Raw genomic sequence first — 15,120 nt, forward strand, 5'->3', positions numbered from 1 at the left:
TTTCCTACAATTCCCATGCGCAGCACTTCGATCGCGTTCACGCAAGAGTCGCGGGATAGGTTTTGATGCAAGGGTATACCGTGTGGCCCCCTTGTATCTGCACGTTAGTAATTTCGTGCGATGGAAGCGATTGAGCCTCTGGCCGGGTGGCCACCCGGCCAGAGGCGTGACGAAGTCGCCCGCACCCCCTCCGGTTACAACCGTGGATGAGCCTGGGATCTTCGTCATCGTCACGTACGACCGAATAGTCGCTTGGCTTCAACCGCACGCACAAGGCAGGTTACCGTGAACAGAGTTATATGTGGAGTGGATGTTTCGAAAGACTGGCTGGATGCGCATATCCGCCCATCCGGGACGTTTAAGCGTTTCGGCAACGATGCGGCCGGCATCGGCGCGCTTGCTGGGCTCTGCCGGGCCGAGAATGTCGAACTCGTCGTCATGGAGGCGTCGGGCGGTTACGAGCGGCAGGCCTTCCTGCTGTTGTGGGAGTTTGGGATCGCCTGCGCGCTTGCCAATCCGCGCCATGTGCGCCGCTTTGCCGAGGCCATGGGCTTTCTGGAAAAGACCGACCGCATCGACGCGGCGATGATCGCCCATTACGCCGAGACCAAGCGGCTGTCTGCCCTGTCGCCGCCGAAAGCCGCGCAGTTGCGCCTGTCGGCGCTGATGACGCGGCTGTCCCAAGTCACGCGAGACCTGATCGTTCAAAAGCAGCGCCGCAGTGCGGCCGGCGATGGGGCGATCGTGGAAAGCCTCGACGAGGTGATTGCGCTTTTGATGCGCCAGGGCAGCAGGCTGGAAGGCGAGATTGCCTCAATGATCGATGACGATCCGCTCTGGGCCTGCCTCAATCGGGCCTTTCGCTCGGTCAAGGGTGTGGCCGACCGCACCGTTGCCCGGCTGATGGGCGAATTGCCCGAAATCGGCCGGATCTCCAACAAGGCGATCGTCAAGCTGGCCGGCCTGGCGCCGATTGCCAACGACAGCGGCAAACGCAGCGGTCCCCGGCCGGTGCGCGGCGGACGCTCCGGACCGCGCGGCATCCTGTTCCTGGTCGCCGCCGTCGCGGCCAGACACGATCCGCATCTGGCTGCCTTCAGGCAAAGGTTGCAGAGCGCAGGCAAGCCGAAGATGGTCGTCCGTATTGCTCTCGCCCGAAAACTCCTGGTCATTCTCAATGCAAAAGCACGAGATGCGCGAAGAGAATTCGAACATGCAACTTGACAACCCAGATAGTCGCTCATCCGACCCTTCGGGCCACCTTCTCCCCGCTGGGGAGAAGGGGAGACAGGCGCACAGCGATCAGCCCTTTCGCACCTCGCGATAAAGCCGGAGAGAAGGCGCCACCCTCACTCCACCACCAACCATCCCGTATACCGCACCACCAGCCCCGTCAGCCGCCCGCCGATCTCGACATGGAAATGAAACCGCCCATCGCGCTCCTCCTCATAGGTATCCCCACCCGGCGCCAGGAACAGCGGCAGCGGGATGCCGCAAAAGCGCCAGCCGCGCACCACGATCCGCAGCCGTTGCCCCTCCGGCTCCAGCGTCGACAGCACCCGGAACGGCCCGAAGACCTCGGCGAGCAGGGGCGGGTTGCGGCCCTTGTCCTGCTCCTGCCAGCTATGGAAGGTCTTTTGCCCGAATGTGCGCGTCCAGATCTCCCTGTCGCCCTCGGCGGCGAAGCGCACGGTGACCGGCACATCCTCGCCCGCCTGGGGAAAGCCGATGATGCCGGCGATCAGCCGGGCGAGGAGCCCGCTGCCGCGCTCGATCCGCGCCCGCCCGGAGGCAAGGCGGGTGCCGCCGCCATGGATTGCGGCAAGGGTGGGCGGCAGGTTCTGCCAGGCGTCGCCGAGGATGCGGCGGTAGAGCGGCTGGGTCTCATCCTCGTAATCCAGCCGGATGCCCGAGGTGATCGAAAAACCCCGGAAGGCCGCCTCGAAATCGGCCAGCGACAATTCCCCCGCCGCCGGCCGGGCGCCGCTTTGCGGCCGCCGGCCTTCGAGCAGCCGGTGCACCAGCGCCTCGACTGCGATGACCGGAATGAACGGCCCGTCATCCCCTTCGGCGATCAGCGACCAGTCGGCGCTCAGCCGCCGCCCATGGCGATCGAGGCCGCCGGCGCGCACGAACATGCCGCCGCGATGGGCGCCGAAAGAAAAGCGGTGGCTGGCCGCCTGCAGCGCCCGCGAAAACGGCGTGAGCGAGGGCAGCAGCCTCAGCTTCACCAGCCGCGCGGCAAAGCGCAGCAGCCGCTGCAGCGCCTGCGGCTCGGTGCCGACACCGGTGAAGGTGGATTGCAGCCCGGCAATGTGCTGCGGCAGCAGCGCCAGGTCAGGCGCATCCACCAGCAGGAACGTCCGGCTGGCGAGCGGCGCCACACCGGGCGGCGCGATCGTCACCCGCATCTGATCGATCAGCCCGCGCCCCTCGGCCGGCCGGCCCTCGCGCAGCACCACCACCGGCTTGCCGGCATAACTCGCAATGGCTCTGACGACATTGAGCCCGATCTTCACATGCGCCGAGGGGGCAATGCCGGCCGCGACACTTTCGATGCGGGAGAAATGCGGCGCCATGACCTGCAGCGCCGCGAAGGAGAGGGCCGGCAGGCTGCTCAGCCCCGAAAGAGCGAAGGTGCCCTTGGCCTTCGCCTCAGCATCGAGCCCACTGACGCCGGCGACGAAACCGGTGCTGTCGGCGAGATCGGCATAATCGATGCCGAGCGTAATGCAGGCCTGCACCACCTTATAGGCATCCCCGGTGAAGCTCTGGAACGGCCCGGAGGCATCGACGACGAGATTGGGCCTGAGCCGCGTCAACTGCTCTCTGAGATCGCCGTTGCGATCGAAGGCCACCGCCTGCAGCGTCGCCCCGAGATCGGTGCTGCCCAGCCGCCCGGCGCCGCCTTTCTGCGCGCGGAGATCGGCGACGAAATCATCGGCCTTCTCGAGCGACCGCCCGCCGATCAGCAGCCGGAGCCTGGGTTCATCACCCAGCAGCCGGGCCAGCCGGCCGCCGAACGTGCCGTAGCCGCCGATGATCAGCAGGGAAAATCGCCTGGCGCTCATGCGATGAAGCGGCTGCGCTGCTCCGGCGTCGGCACCATGCAGCTCTGGCGGCCGGCGATTTTCAGGCGGTTGCGGGCGATGAATTCGTAAAGCACATCGGCGAGGCGCCGCGGCAGCAGCCGGAAGAGTTTGACCAGCGAATAGGGAAAGCCGAGCCCCGCCACCATGCGGATCGAACCATCGGATTTGAAGAAGGCGCGGCCGTTCTCGATGAAAATATTGGTTTCGTAATCGCGCTCATTCAGCCCATAATGCCGGTAGAGCGCTTGCCCGAGCGGCGTCTGCGCCGCGACGAAGCGGTATCGCTGCCGCCTGTCGTGCTTCAGCGCGAATTTCACCCAGCCGGAGCAGAAGACGCATTCGCCATCGAAGACGATGAGCGGCCGGTCATCGGCAAAGGCGGGAACGGTGGGATCGTTGCGATAGCTGTAATCGGCGCGCGCCATGTTCATTTCCCCATCATCTCCCTGTTGCCGGCCGGTAGCTGGCGGCAAGCGAAGGCGGCCCATCCGCGGCAATTTCGCCGCGCTCCACCAGATCTTCGATATGGGCGAGCACGGAAAGGGCGGCTGCCCCATGCAGCTTCGGATCGGTATCGCTGTAGATCGCCTTCACCATCTCGGCAATCCTATGGTCGCCCGCCCGGATGCGGGTAAGCACCGCCCGCTCGCGCTTCAGCCGATGCGCCTTCAGCGCCGGCAGGAAACTCGCCGGCTCCGTCACCGGCCCGCCATGGCCGGGCAGCAGCAGGCGGTCCTGGCGCTCTATCAGCCGCTCGAGCGAGGCCATGTAATCCGCCATCGATCCATCCGGCGGCGCCACGATCGAGGTCGACCAGGCCATGACATGATCGCCGGAGAAGAGAATATCGCGGCCTTCGAGCGCGAAGGCGGCATGATTGGCCGTATGCCCCGGCGTCAGCACCGATGTCAGCGCCCAGCCATCGCCCGCAATGCTCTGGCCGTCGCCGAGCGCGATATCCGGCACGAAGTCCAGATCCGAGCTTTCGGCAAACGGATTGATCTCGCCGTCCCTGAGCCGCCGCGCCGGCCGATGCGGCCCTTGCCCCACCGTCACCGCCCCCGTCGCCGCCTGCAGCCGGCGGGCCAGCGGCGAGTGGTCGCGATGCGTATGGCTGACGAAAATATGCGTCAGCTCCCGCCCACCAAGTGCTGCCATCAGCGCCTGATAATGCGCCTCGTCCTCCGGCCCGGGATCGATGACCGCGACCGAGGCAGCGCCGACGATATAGCTGTTGGTGCCGTAAAAAGTGAAAGGCCCGGGATTCTCCGCCGTGACCCGCTCGACCCCGGGCGCCACCGGCACGGCCCGCCCATAGGCCGGCTCGAAAGCAAGGTCGAATGCGGGGCTTTCCATGCGGGACGATGCTCTCGAGGCCGATGACACCGCCCATTCCTAGCACGCCGCTTTGTGCTCTGCAGCGCATAAATCTGCGCGAGGCGCAACTTAGTCATTGTGACAGACGGAGAGCTTTGCTAATCAGGCGTCGATTTGAGCCGGCGCTTTGCGCCGAAAGCTCTGATGGGGCGTAGCCAAGCGGTAAGGCAGCGGTTTTTGGTACCGCCATCCCCTGGTTCGAATCCAGGCGCCCCAGCCACGCTTTGTTTTTATAATAAAATCAAGCAATTAGAAAACATTAGCAATGGCTAACCGTAACAGTTTCCCGGGGTATACTTCCGTATGACCACGGCTATGAGCCAATGCGTCAAGCGCTTTTAACGCACAAGAGGATCGAAGCACTTTAAGGCGCCGACTCGCATCACTAATTAAGTTGAATTGTCGCGCATGTGGAAACACGGAAGATGCGTGTTTCAAAGCCGCAGAGAACACTCTGAATAGCGAGCGGTTTGGAAATAGCGGAACATTTCATTGTGATAACTCGTTTGCTGCAGGAATAATCAACAAAAAGTTGACTGAATGTGCGGTAAGAGCGTAGTGTGAATTAACAGCTTAAACAGCGACGAGCATGAGCAGGACAGGAGTCCTAAAATGTTGAACAAGGCATATAACTACGGCACTGCCGTAATGGAAAGAGAAAACGAACAGGACCGCGCACTGAAGCGCCGGGCTAAGTTCGTTGCGCGTCCTGTTGCCAAAAAAGCCAATGCGGTTTCCTTCGCTCAGAAAATGCTGAAGGAGCACCCTGAGCTTATGGCTGAACTCGCCAAGTGAGTGATGAGCCAATCTGGCTTTCGACGCAGGAAGTCATCGATCTAAACGCTACGATAGTTGAGGCAAAAGGAGAGCATCACGCTCTCCTTTTCGCCGATAAGCTTGAGGGTGCGCTTAACCGTCCGAAACAAAAATTCTATTACGCGTCTATTGACGACGTTCTGTTGCTGGCCGTGTATTATATGGAAGCAATAGGTTTGGCTCACGCCTTTGAGCAGGGCAATAAGCGCACCGCTTATACGGCTGGCGCGCTGTTCCTCTACAACAACGGCTATCTTCTCGACACTCCGCAGCCCGCTGATACCCACATTGCTAACGAATTCGAACAGGTAGTTGTTAGTAAAATGAGCCCGGAGGAATTCGCGGAGTTTATTGAGGGGTGGGTCGTTCCGCAGGAGGATGAACTCGCCGCGGTGGAAGAATATCTTTCTTCACAATTCACGTCTTCGGGTGTTGAGCTTGAAGACTTGGAGCTCTACGCTACGGTTGTCGATGAAAACGGCATCAACGAAGTGCGGGTCACTCCTCGCGATGAGCGATAATCCTAAATGCCCTGACGCCCGTTTTGTGGGCATAGCTTCAGGGCTGGCGCTTTTTCCAAATCGCAATCATCGCGTTGACCTTCGGCTGCACTTGTCGCCGGGGTTCTTTTCGTCGGACGCCGACTAACATTAGCTGGTCGTAATTTGTCATCTGATGGCGAAGCTCGTTCTGCATCGTGACGTCAACTGCCGTGGCGATCGGTGCGCTACGCCAATTCTTCGGCACGGTGCAAATGTAGGTCGCGAAGTAGACAACCGCAAGTTCGGGGCAGGCCGGATATTCTCGGCGAATGAAGGCCTCGACTTCAGCTTGAACGAACCATTGCCGTCTTCGGTCGCGCCTTCTCTCAGCACGCGTTTTCATGGTGATACCGATTGCCTTGCCGTCGTGAGATCCAGAACGAGAAAGGCCCGCCGTGAAGCGGGCCAAATCAGGTTATTCGCTATCCCCGTGTGGAACGGAGACACCGTTGACAGTCAGCTCGCTGGTGAAGGTGATGTTGATTTGAGTGCCGGGAATTTCTTCCAGTGCCTTCGCAGCATGGCTGGCTGAAAGAAGCCTATCAAGAGTATCGTCAGGGACTTGCGCGAATGCCGCCGGCTCGAGCTTGAGCGCCGTCGCCAACTGCTCCTGTGCATTGCCGATGATATCGCGGGCAATTGCACGAAATGCTTCGCGCTGCCCTTCGAAATGACGGCGGTTTTGCTCAACGAGCTTCTGCAACACTGGTGACAACCGGTGTTTGAAAGCATGGAATCGGCTTCGTGCGATGGGGTTAGCTGTGATGAATGTGCCAATTTTGAGCGAAAAACTTAGGTTTAAGGCCTGCGTGAATTTGGAAGAGCGTAGGCAACAGCTCTTTGCTGCCAAATTTGGCGAGGAACTCGCCGAAAAGTTTTCGTTGTGCGAGCTTCATGAGGCTGGTGCTGGCAAAATGGCCGACCGTCGGTTCGGTTGTGAGCGTCCGGTGAGCGGATTTTGGTTCGGCGCGGAATTGGCGCAAGTTACGACACAGATGATTCATTTGTGACGTAACAGGGTATGAATGGCCAAGGTTGAGATCCTGACGGGTGCCGAGCGACAACGTCGATGGTCCACTGAACTGAAGCTTTTGATATTGCAAGAAGCGTTCGGCGTGGATGGCAGCGTTTCGGATGTAGCGCGCCGGCACGACGTTCTTCCGCAACAGATATACGCTTGGCGAAAGAAGTTCTCGCGACCCGAATTGAACCCTCCACAGACCCCATCGTTCATCCCGGTGTCGCTTATCGGAGCATCGGAGAGCGTGAGTGACGGTTCCAAGAGGAGCGATGCTCGGTCGAGATGCAAAGACGTTGAAATCGTCCTGAGGAATGGCCGCTTACTGAGAATTGCAGCGGACATGGATCTCGAAGTGCTATCGTCGCTTGTTGCTTGTGTGGAGGCAGCATGATCGGGCCTTCTGGAAATGTGCGGGTTTATCTGGCCTGCGGAGTGACCGACATGCGGCGTGGCATTGATGGACTGTCGGCGTTGGTTGAGGCGGTCATAAAGGAGGCGCCGGGTTCTGGCGCGATCTTCGGCTTCCGCGGAAAACGCGCTGATCGGATCAAACTTTTATGGTGGGATGGCCAAGGGTTCTGCCTGTTTTACAAAATTTTGGAACGCGGATACTTTCCCTGGCCGACGGCGAAAGATGGCGTTGCGCCCCTGACGCAGGCTCAGCTTTCGATGCTTGTGGAGGGGATCGACTGGCGCCGACCTGCGTGGACTTCCGCGCCCGGTCGAACGGGTTAAAAGCTATATTTTGCAAGGACATCCGGGGCATGATGCTAGCGTTTCCGGCGCAAATCGGCTATGTATGCGGGCATGGAAACAACGCCGCTGGACAGTCAGGACGAGCTATCTGTATTGCGCGCGCTCGTTGCTGAACAGGCGGGGAAACTTGAGAGCCAAGAAGCCGAAGTCTGCAAGCGCGACTCCATTATCGGGCTTCTGCGCGCGCAGCTGGAGTTGCTCCGACATCGGCAGCATGGCGCTTCTTCGGAAAAGATCGACCGGAAGATCGAGCAATTTGAACTGATGCTGGAGGAGATCGAGGCCTCCCGTGCCGAGGCTGAGATGCGCTCCGGGAAAGCTCCTTTGCCGGAGTTGGATGACGCACTAGACAAGCCGAAGCGCAAACCATTGCCGGATGGTCTTCCAACCGAAGAGCTGGTCTATGCAGCACCCTGCAATTGTCCGACCTGTGGTGGCACATCGTTCCTGAAGGCTGCTGACAAGATGGTCCAGGTGATGGAGCACGTGCCGGCGTCCGTAAAGATTGTCCGCCATATCGAAAAGCGCATGATCTGCAGGGACTGCGATACGACGGTGTCTGGCGAAATGCCGACCTTGCCGATCGAGCGAGGCAAGCCCGGACCGGGATTGCTCGCTCATATCATGGTCGCCAAATTCGACGATCACATCCCGCTCTACCGCCTATCCGAGATGTACGACCGGCTGGGAATAGACATCTCCCGCTCTGTCATGGCGGACTGGGTCGGCCGTGTGTCCGTTCTGCTGACGCCACTCGTCTTGCTGATCAGGGCCCATATTGCGGCGGTCGACCGAATACATACGGACGATACCCCGGTCGATGTTCTCGACCCTGGGCGAGGAAAGACCAAAACCGGCAGGGTGTGGGTCTATGTCTTCGATGGCAGCGGCTATCGAGACCCCACTCCAAGGGCCATTGCCTACTACTATAGCCCCGACCGCAAGGGCGCGCATCCGGCCGACCATCTCGCTGCCTTCAGCGGCGTGATGCACGCGGATGGCTATGGTGGCTATAAGAAGCTCTACGGCAACCAGATCGTCGAGGCCGCCTGCATGGCGCATGTGCGCCGCAAGTTCCATGATGTGATCAAGCTGAAGCCATCCCCGATCGCTGACGAAGCGCTGTCGCGCATCGGTGCGCTCTACGATATCGAGGATCGTATCCGCGGCATGTCGGCTGACCAGCGGCGTACACTGCGCCAGCAACACGCCAGGCCCCTTCTGGCGGACCTCAAGCGCTGGATAGAAGAGACGCTTTCGGCGCTGCCACAGAAGCAGAAGCTGGCTGAAGCGATGCGATATGCCCTCTCGCGATGGACAGCGTTGAGCGTTTACATCGACGATGGCCGTGTCGAAATCGATAACAACATAGCTGAACGAGCCATGCGTCCGCTTGGAATCGGAAGAAAAAACTGGCTATTTGCCGGCTCGGATAAAGGCGGCGAGCGCATCGCCAACATCCTGACCATTATAGAAACGGCCAAACTCCATGGCCACAATCCCGAGACCTACCTCACAGACGTCCTGACCAGGATCCAGGATCACCCCAAAGATCGCTTTGAGGAACTGCTGCCGTCGCAGTGGGCGCCAGCGAAAGACCGATACGAGGCTGCGTGATGGCACGCTCGAGGTTCATCTATACGCTGAAAGAAGTCGCCGGCATGATCGGCGAGAACCTCGAATTAATCGAGGAGGTGACCGCCAACTCGGACAATATCGCCGAGGGCGAATTGATATATGTCCGCGATGGCAGTGAAGATGGCACAAAAGGCCTGACCGAAAATGGAATTGACGACCTTCGAGATCTCTTGGCCGACATACGGACGTGGGATGGTGGAATCCGCCAGTTCCTTGTCGATGAACAATGCGATCCCGAAATGATCGAGCGCATCATGGCCGATGAGCTAAGCCGCAAGTTCTAAAACGCGCCTCGTAGACCGCAAAAATGCATTCGCCGGACGCTCACGTTCGGTTCGATCGAAAATAATGAAGCAATCTACACGATTACAGCTGCCGACGAAGCAACTGCCCAATCCATCGCGGACAAATTCCCTCAAAGAGACGATAGAATTCTGATAGGTTGCTCTCTGCCTCGCACCAATTTAGCTCACGCCGACAGTCTCACCCTATACGTCGGCAGCTCGATGACTGTGCGGACGAGACTTAAGCAACACTTTGGGCTGACCAAGAGTCGAAAGACATACGCACTTCACCTTAAGCACTGGTGCCATGTGGACGGTTCATTGATTGTGCGCGTTCAACCAGTCTTTTCACTTGCCGATCCGCTGGCAAGGCAAGATCTTGAGGATACCTTGTGGCGCGAGCTAAGGCCTCGCTACGGCAGACTGGGTGGACGGTGATTTCTTTACTTATTTGCGCTTGCAGGTAGCTTGCTGTTGAAACAGATTGCCCCAATGGAGAATCAACAGCGACACGCCGCGAGTTGATGTACATAGGGAAATATTATGGCGATCGACGCGACCAGGGTTGAAGTTCCATATCGCGGGCACAAGATCATTGCGACGTTATTTAAGGGCGAGCCGACAGCTGCAATATACCTTGGAAAAACGTCGGCCTCTGCCGATCGCTTCAAGGGTTCAACGGTCGAGGATGCAGTGGGCCTGGCCAAGCGTTGGGTCGATAAGAAATATGAGGTTAGCGCAGCGACGCGACCAGCGCCTCATGTCGCAACGGTGCAGGAGTATGTAGACGCCTTGACGGCGAGACCCCCGAAAGAGAACGAGCTGGCAATGCTCAAAGCACATGTGAAGCATCAGATCTTGACTGCAACGCAGTTGGCTCATTCCGCCGGATATCCTAATTACAGCAGTGCGAATGTCCATTATGGAACTTTCGGCCGCGATATCAGCGAGATCCTGCATCTGAAGCCTCAAGAGCGTGCCGATGGATCTCTCATTTGGACGAGCGTTTTGGCTCACGGAATAGATGCCGAGGGTGAGCTCTCACCGGAATATCGCTGGCAGATCCATCCTCAACTGGTCGAAGCATTGAACCGTCTCGGAATATGCTGATCTGATCGAATGCACTCGCTCGAAATGCGGGAATACCTGCGAGGCCATTATAGACCTCGAGAATAAACCGAAGCGCGCTGTCGGCTGCACGATTGCCCAAGGAAAACGTGCTGGCAAACATCGAGCGCGAACGTCGCAACGCTCGCCAACCCGCCGATTTTGCCACTTACCCGCGCTCCGCAAACAGCGGGACGCCAGTCAACTCCACCAGCTTTTCCACCAGCACCTTCTGAAAGGCTGGATCACCAACCTCCGCCGCCGCCTCCCGCCGCTGCCGGTGATACCAATACCCGCCGCTGACCTTCGCCGCTCCATCATCACTCGTCGCAAGCCAAGTCTGCGTGAGATGCCCCATCTCAAGATCATCCGGCGCGCCGGCGCCGCCCATTTTGGTCGGCACCCAGCCGGGGTCGACGGCGTTGCTGAAGACATCCGGCCAGTGGCGGGCGATGGCGGCGGCGAGGGTGGCGATGTAGAGCTTGCTTTCCGAATAGGCCTGGCTGGCGTTCCATGGCCGTTGCTTCCAGTCGATATCGTCAAGGCTGCTGGCGCCGCTGCGGTGCATGCCGCTGGTGAGATAGATCAGGCGGTCGGGGCGGGTGATCCAGGCGGTGAGGAGATAGGGGGCGAGCAGGTTGACCGCCAGCGTCTTGGCGTGGCCTTCGGGCGTTTCGCCGCGGCTTCGTTCGAGGTAGATGCCGGCATTGTGGATGACGGCGTCCATGCGGCCGATGGCGTTGACTTGGTCGGCGATCGAGCGCGTCTCGGCGGCGCTGGCGAGATCGCCGATGACGAGGCCGAGGGCGGCGGCTGAAGTGTCCGCGATGGGGGCGGCGCGCTCGCGGGAGCGGGCGTGAAGAACGACATCATGGCCCTCGTTCATGAGGGTGCGGGCGGCGGCGAGGCCGAGGCCATCGGTGGAACCGGTGATGAAGATACGGCTCATGGGGGTTCCTTTCGCGTGCGGCGGTGTGGGGGCAGAGTGCTTGGGGAGGGGTGCTTGGGTCAAGCCTGAGGACGACGGAGGGTGGGGGAGGGTCATGAGTGCGATATTCGACGCAGGCGATCCGGGAGGGGAAGCCCCTCATCCGGCTGCCGCCACCTTCTCCCCGCTTGCGGGGCGAAGGGGATATGCCGTGAGCTCTCCGTCTCTCTCCAACGTCTCGTGTGGCACGTCCCCTCGCCCCGTCAAAACGGGGAGAGGGTTAGGGTCATATGCGCTAGGTTAGGCGATCGCCTAGACAATCGCATTGTTTTCGGCGTCGTCGTGTCGCCTCACAAAGGTTGCGCCGACTTCGAGAGAGAAGCTCACAGACGGCCTGCCACAGCAGTTGCCCGCGGATGGCGGCGTGAATGGTGGCCAGGGCCATCTTCATGAGCCGCCAGCGCGATGGGCTTGCCTTTGGGGTTGGCGTATCCAGAGGGGGAAGAGTCCGGGACTTGCCCGGCAATCTGTTCGGCGGTGATGGCAACGATCAGTCTGGCGAAGAGCCATGCCTGCGCCAGTTCCGGTTTCTTGGCCGGCAGATTGTCGAGGCCGGCCAAGCTCTTGAACCGTTTGAACGCCAGCTCGATTTGCCAGCGGAAGCGATAGAGGGTGAGAATATCGGCTGGCGGAAAGGTGGCGACCGGCAGCGCGGTTAGCAGCAGAATGTACTTCGCCGCCTCCAGACTACGCGGATCAGGTTGTTTGCCGCGCTTGCTGGCGGCCTTGAGCAGGCGCGTCTGCTCGGCTTCCACCTGTTGCGGATCCTTGTGCCGGACAACAAGGCGCAGGACCAGTGGCACCGCCGCCTTCACCCCTTCGTGGATACGGACCATCAGTTCACTTTCCTGCTCTTTTTGAGCGGCGAGCGCGGCAAACAGATCAAAAGGCTCGCCGTTCGGCTGCAGCAGCCGCAACGAGTTCCAGCCGGTCCGCACGATGAAGTCTGCACCGGCCTCGATCACGGGCCGCAGATCGCGCGGTTTTGCATAGTAGCGATCGGCCAGCACGATATCACCGGGTGCGTAGGTTAGGCGCTGGAGGTTTTCGGCGCCATGGATGTCGGTCAGCTCAAGCTGATCGACCTGAGCCGTTGCTAGGTCGTAGCCGACATGCAGCCGCCATGACGTGCGGTCGGCACCTGGGTGACAGATCGACGTTCCGTCGAGCGCACGCAAGCGGTATCCCGCCCAACGCCCCGCCGGCACTGTGGTCTGTTCGGCAATCAGCGCGGCCACGATATCGCCAAGCCAAGGGGCTGCTTTGCACAGCCGCTCAAGCAGCGACGGGTCGGACAGCCGCGCGATCCCGCCCGCCTCGGCCCATGCACAGGTCTCGCGCAACGACATGCCAAGGCCGCCATAGGCAAGCGCCAGCCGCAACAGCGTCTCGGCGTTCTTGATTTCCCGCACCCGCGTGAAGGCACCGCGCAACCGCGCCGTTGCTTCCAAGTCGAAACCAGCCGGAAGCCGCGCGCTCACTTCCGGCCAATGATCCAAAATCTCAGGACGAATCTTCATCCCAAGCTTGAATCACAACAAGATTCCTCGTGTCCAGGGCTAAACCTAGCGCATATGAGGGTTAGGGTGAGGGGCAGTTTTTGAGCGGAGGTTCAGCGCCGGGCATGGGTCCTCGGGTCAAGCCCGAGGAGGACGGAGTGTGGGGTGATGTTCCTGCCAAACCCACCCCGGCCGCACTCACGCGCCCGCTTCCCGCCGCCGCTCCGCCCCCGCCGCAATCGTCTGCACCAGTTCGTCCACCTCGCGCGCCAGCCGCTCCAGCGGCAATCCCACGAAGCGGCCCTCCAGGCTGATGCTGACCACGCCGTGGACGGCGCCGAAGAGGGTGCGGGCGCGGATGGCGCGGTCTTGCGCGGGCATGTCGGGCTGCAGTTCGGCGAGCGGTTCGGCGATCACGTCCATCAGGAAGAGGTGTTCGTCGAGGTGCCATTGCGGCGTCGGGCTGGTGTCGGGGGGGAAGTGGTCGAACAGCGCTTTCCAGAGGTTGCGGTGCTCGACGGCGAAGGCGAGGTAGCCCTGGGCGAGGTTGCGGAGCCGATCGGTCGGGCTTTTGTCCCGGGCTTCGGGGAGCGTCAGCCTGGCCTCCAGCGCCTTCAACGTCGACGAATTGACGTGGATGACGAGCTCGGCGAGGTCGGTGAAGACGGTGTAGAGGCCGCCGAGCGCGCAGCCGGCGTCCTGGGTGATGTCGCGGGCGCGCAGGTTGGTCAGCCCGTCGCGGGCGATGCGCTCGCGCGCCGCCTCGATCAGCCGCGCCTTCAAATCCTCGCGTTTTTCTTCTCGTCTGCCGGCCATTAACCATTCCACTTCGATTTTTTGAACGACGTTCAAAATTTATCTTGAACGTCGTTCATGATTCTGCCATAACAGTACTCGTGAACAACGTTCATAAACCGGAGGCAGGAAATGTTCAAACTGATTTCTATTCTCTTGCGGGGCAGGGCGCATGATGCCGAGCAGGCCTTTGCCGATCGCCACGCCGTGCCGCTGCTTGCCCAGCAGATCCGCGATGCCGCCCAGTCGATCCAGTCGGCGCGCCGCAGTGTCGCCGTCGCCATCGCCCAGAACGAGCAGGAGCGGGCGCAGCATCAGACGATTGTCGGCCGCATCGCCGATCTCGAGAGCCGCGCCATCGCGGCGCTCAGCAAGGGTAATGACGGGCTGGCGCGGGAAGCGGCCGAGGCGATCGCCTTTCTCGAAGCCGAGCGCGATGCGTCGGAAAAGGCGCAAGCGCAATTCACCACTTCGATTGCCAAGCTGAAGGGCATTGTCCGGGCCGCCGAGGCGCGGCTGCAGGAGCTGCAGCGCGGCGAGCGGTTGGCGCGGGCCACCGAACAGGCGCAGAAGCTCGATGTTGCTGTCGCCGGCCCCGGCCTGGCGACACTCGACGAGGCCGAGGAGACGCTGGCCCGCCTGCGTCTGCGCCAGAGCCAGAACGAGCTGACATCAGCCGCGCTGAAGGAGATGGAAAGCACCACCCGGCCGGCCGGCATCATCGAGAAGCTTGCCAATGCCGGCTGCGGCGCACCGCTCAACTCATCGGCCGATGACGTGCTTGCCCGGCTGAAGAGCCGCATCACGCCGGCCGCCTGATTTCATCCACCATTCACCCCTCAAAATTGAAGGATCACTGCAATGAACGACAGTTTCCAGAAACACTCCGCCAGCTGGGTCAGCTTCTCCTACATCTCCTTCGGCTCGGCCGCCTTCATGCTGGCGCTCGGCCTTTACATGATGCCGCTCGATCTCTGGGGCAAAGGCTATCTCGCCATGGGCATCCTGATGCTGGTGCAGACCACGGTGAACATCACCAAGACGCTGCGCGACAATGCCGAATCCGAGAAGCTGATCCGCAAGGTCGAAGATGCCCGCACGGAAAAACTGCTCGTCAAGTTCAATCGTAGCGATGAAGATTGATCTTCCTTAACCACAGCGCAGAGTTGTTGCCGCGTTCAACCAATGGGTAACGACTCTGTGGC

General features: G+C 60.6%; 18 protein-coding genes and 1 tRNA gene. 10 read left to right on the forward strand and 9 right to left on the reverse strand.

The window, feature by feature from the left end:
- The first annotated feature begins 285 nt into the window (after positions 1–285).
- Positions 286–1,224 (forward strand): IS110 family transposase, encoded by a 939-nt coding sequence (locus RHEC894_RS05070; RefSeq protein ID WP_085735807.1) that lies wholly within the window; start codon positions 286–288, stop codon positions 1,222–1,224.
- A gap of 125 nt (positions 1,225–1,349) precedes the next feature.
- Here the strand turns inward: RHEC894_RS05070 and RHEC894_RS05075 are convergent, their stop codons facing one another.
- Genes RHEC894_RS05075 through RHEC894_RS05085 form a run of 3 tightly spaced genes read right to left on the reverse strand, consistent with a single transcriptional unit; the run spans position 1,350 to position 4,448 of the window.
- Positions 1,350–3,071 carry a DUF4166 domain-containing protein gene (locus tag RHEC894_RS05075; RefSeq protein ID WP_085736495.1) on the reverse strand — a complete coding sequence of 574 codons (1,722 nt, stop codon included), beginning with the start codon at positions 3,069–3,071 and terminating at the stop codon, positions 1,350–1,352.
- Positions 3,068–3,517, reverse strand: coding sequence for a DCC1-like thiol-disulfide oxidoreductase family protein (locus RHEC894_RS05080; RefSeq protein ID WP_085736496.1), 450 nt, complete (start codon positions 3,515–3,517; stop codon positions 3,068–3,070). Before RHEC894_RS05080 ends, RHEC894_RS05075 begins: the two co-directional genes overlap by 4 nt.
- A gap of 13 nt (positions 3,518–3,530) precedes the next feature.
- Positions 3,531–4,448 carry an MBL fold metallo-hydrolase gene (locus RHEC894_RS05085; protein WP_085736497.1) on the reverse strand — a complete coding sequence of 306 codons (918 nt, stop codon included), beginning with the start codon at positions 4,446–4,448 and terminating at the stop codon, positions 3,531–3,533.
- A 166-nt stretch (positions 4,449–4,614) separates the two neighbouring features.
- On the opposite strand from RHEC894_RS05085, the gene RHEC894_RS05090 reads away from it, so the two are divergent.
- The 3 genes from RHEC894_RS05090 to RHEC894_RS05100 all read left to right on the forward strand — a co-directional run bounded on the left by RHEC894_RS05090 (position 4,615) and on the right by RHEC894_RS05100 (position 5,806).
- Positions 4,615–4,689 (forward strand) — tRNA-Gln (locus tag RHEC894_RS05090).
- Between the two features lie 392 nt (positions 4,690–5,081).
- Positions 5,082–5,264: a hypothetical protein gene (locus RHEC894_RS05095; protein WP_010069114.1), complete on the forward strand. Its 183-nt coding sequence runs from the start codon at positions 5,082–5,084 to the stop codon at positions 5,262–5,264.
- The gene (locus tag RHEC894_RS05100; RefSeq protein ID WP_010069113.1) at positions 5,261–5,806 is read left to right on the forward strand and encodes a type II toxin-antitoxin system death-on-curing family toxin; all 546 of its coding nucleotides are present in this window, start codon (positions 5,261–5,263) and stop codon (positions 5,804–5,806) included. Before RHEC894_RS05095 ends, RHEC894_RS05100 begins: the two co-directional genes overlap by 4 nt.
- 37 nt (positions 5,807–5,843) lie before the next feature.
- On the opposite strand, the gene RHEC894_RS05105 is transcribed toward RHEC894_RS05100, so the two are convergent.
- The 3 genes from RHEC894_RS05105 to RHEC894_RS33305 are packed head-to-tail and all read right to left on the reverse strand — an operon-like array spanning position 5,844 to position 6,978.
- Positions 5,844–6,236 carry a DUF2293 domain-containing protein gene (locus RHEC894_RS05105; RefSeq protein WP_245339497.1) on the reverse strand — a complete coding sequence of 131 codons (393 nt, stop codon included), beginning with the start codon at positions 6,234–6,236 and terminating at the stop codon, positions 5,844–5,846.
- Between the two features lie 6 nt (positions 6,237–6,242).
- Positions 6,243–6,533 carry a hypothetical protein gene (locus RHEC894_RS05110; protein ID WP_085736499.1) on the reverse strand — a complete coding sequence of 97 codons (291 nt, stop codon included), beginning with the start codon at positions 6,531–6,533 and terminating at the stop codon, positions 6,243–6,245.
- A 49-nt stretch (positions 6,534–6,582) separates the two neighbouring features.
- On the reverse strand, positions 6,583–6,978 hold the full coding sequence (locus tag RHEC894_RS33305; protein WP_245339498.1) for a hypothetical protein: 396 nt from the start codon (positions 6,976–6,978) through the stop codon (positions 6,583–6,585).
- A gap of 257 nt (positions 6,979–7,235) precedes the next feature.
- On the opposite strand from RHEC894_RS33305, the gene tnpB reads away from it, so the two are divergent.
- The 4 genes from tnpB (at position 7,236) to RHEC894_RS05140 (ending at position 10,636) form a co-directional block, all read left to right on the forward strand.
- Positions 7,236–7,583 carry an IS66 family insertion sequence element accessory protein TnpB gene (gene tnpB / locus RHEC894_RS05125; protein WP_010069755.1) on the forward strand — a complete coding sequence of 116 codons (348 nt, stop codon included), beginning with the start codon at positions 7,236–7,238 and terminating at the stop codon, positions 7,581–7,583.
- A gap of 72 nt (positions 7,584–7,655) precedes the next feature.
- Positions 7,656–9,221 carry an IS66 family transposase gene (locus RHEC894_RS05130; protein WP_010069756.1) on the forward strand — a complete coding sequence of 522 codons (1,566 nt, stop codon included), beginning with the start codon at positions 7,656–7,658 and terminating at the stop codon, positions 9,219–9,221.
- Entirely contained in the window at positions 9,221–9,526 is a 306-nt protein-coding gene (locus RHEC894_RS33880; RefSeq protein WP_010069757.1) for a hypothetical protein, read from the forward strand. Before RHEC894_RS05130 ends, RHEC894_RS33880 begins: the two co-directional genes overlap by 1 nt.
- 543 nt (positions 9,527–10,069) lie before the next feature.
- Positions 10,070–10,636: a hypothetical protein gene (locus RHEC894_RS05140; RefSeq protein ID WP_010069758.1), complete on the forward strand. Its 567-nt coding sequence runs from the start codon at positions 10,070–10,072 to the stop codon at positions 10,634–10,636.
- Positions 10,637–10,802: 166 nt separating this feature from the next.
- Here RHEC894_RS05140 and RHEC894_RS05145 read toward each other — a convergent pair whose 3' ends face one another.
- From RHEC894_RS05145 to RHEC894_RS05160, 3 genes are all read right to left on the reverse strand, one after another.
- Positions 10,803–11,582 (reverse strand): SDR family NAD(P)-dependent oxidoreductase, encoded by a 780-nt coding sequence (locus RHEC894_RS05145; protein ID WP_010069759.1) that lies wholly within the window; start codon positions 11,580–11,582, stop codon positions 10,803–10,805.
- Positions 11,583–11,944: 362 nt separating this feature from the next.
- Positions 11,945–13,141, reverse strand: coding sequence for an IS4 family transposase (locus tag RHEC894_RS05155; RefSeq protein ID WP_085735942.1), 1,197 nt, complete (start codon positions 13,139–13,141; stop codon positions 11,945–11,947).
- 177 nt (positions 13,142–13,318) lie between these two features.
- On the reverse strand, positions 13,319–13,936 hold the full coding sequence (locus RHEC894_RS05160; protein WP_085736502.1) for a TetR/AcrR family transcriptional regulator: 618 nt from the start codon (positions 13,934–13,936) through the stop codon (positions 13,319–13,321).
- Positions 13,937–14,047: 111 nt separating this feature from the next.
- On the opposite strand from RHEC894_RS05160, the gene RHEC894_RS05165 reads away from it, so the two are divergent.
- Positions 14,048–14,734 (forward strand): PspA/IM30 family protein, encoded by a 687-nt coding sequence (locus RHEC894_RS05165; protein ID WP_085736503.1) that lies wholly within the window; start codon positions 14,048–14,050, stop codon positions 14,732–14,734.
- Positions 14,735–14,776: 42 nt separating this feature from the next.
- Positions 14,777–15,058, forward strand: coding sequence for a YiaA/YiaB family inner membrane protein (locus tag RHEC894_RS05170; RefSeq protein WP_003569708.1), 282 nt, complete (start codon positions 14,777–14,779; stop codon positions 15,056–15,058).
- The last annotated feature ends 62 nt before the right edge of the window (positions 15,059–15,120 follow it).

Origin of the sequence: Rhizobium sp. CIAT894, from assembly GCF_000172795.2 — a bacterium.
Taxonomy (GTDB): Bacteria; Pseudomonadota; Alphaproteobacteria; order Rhizobiales; family Rhizobiaceae; genus Rhizobium.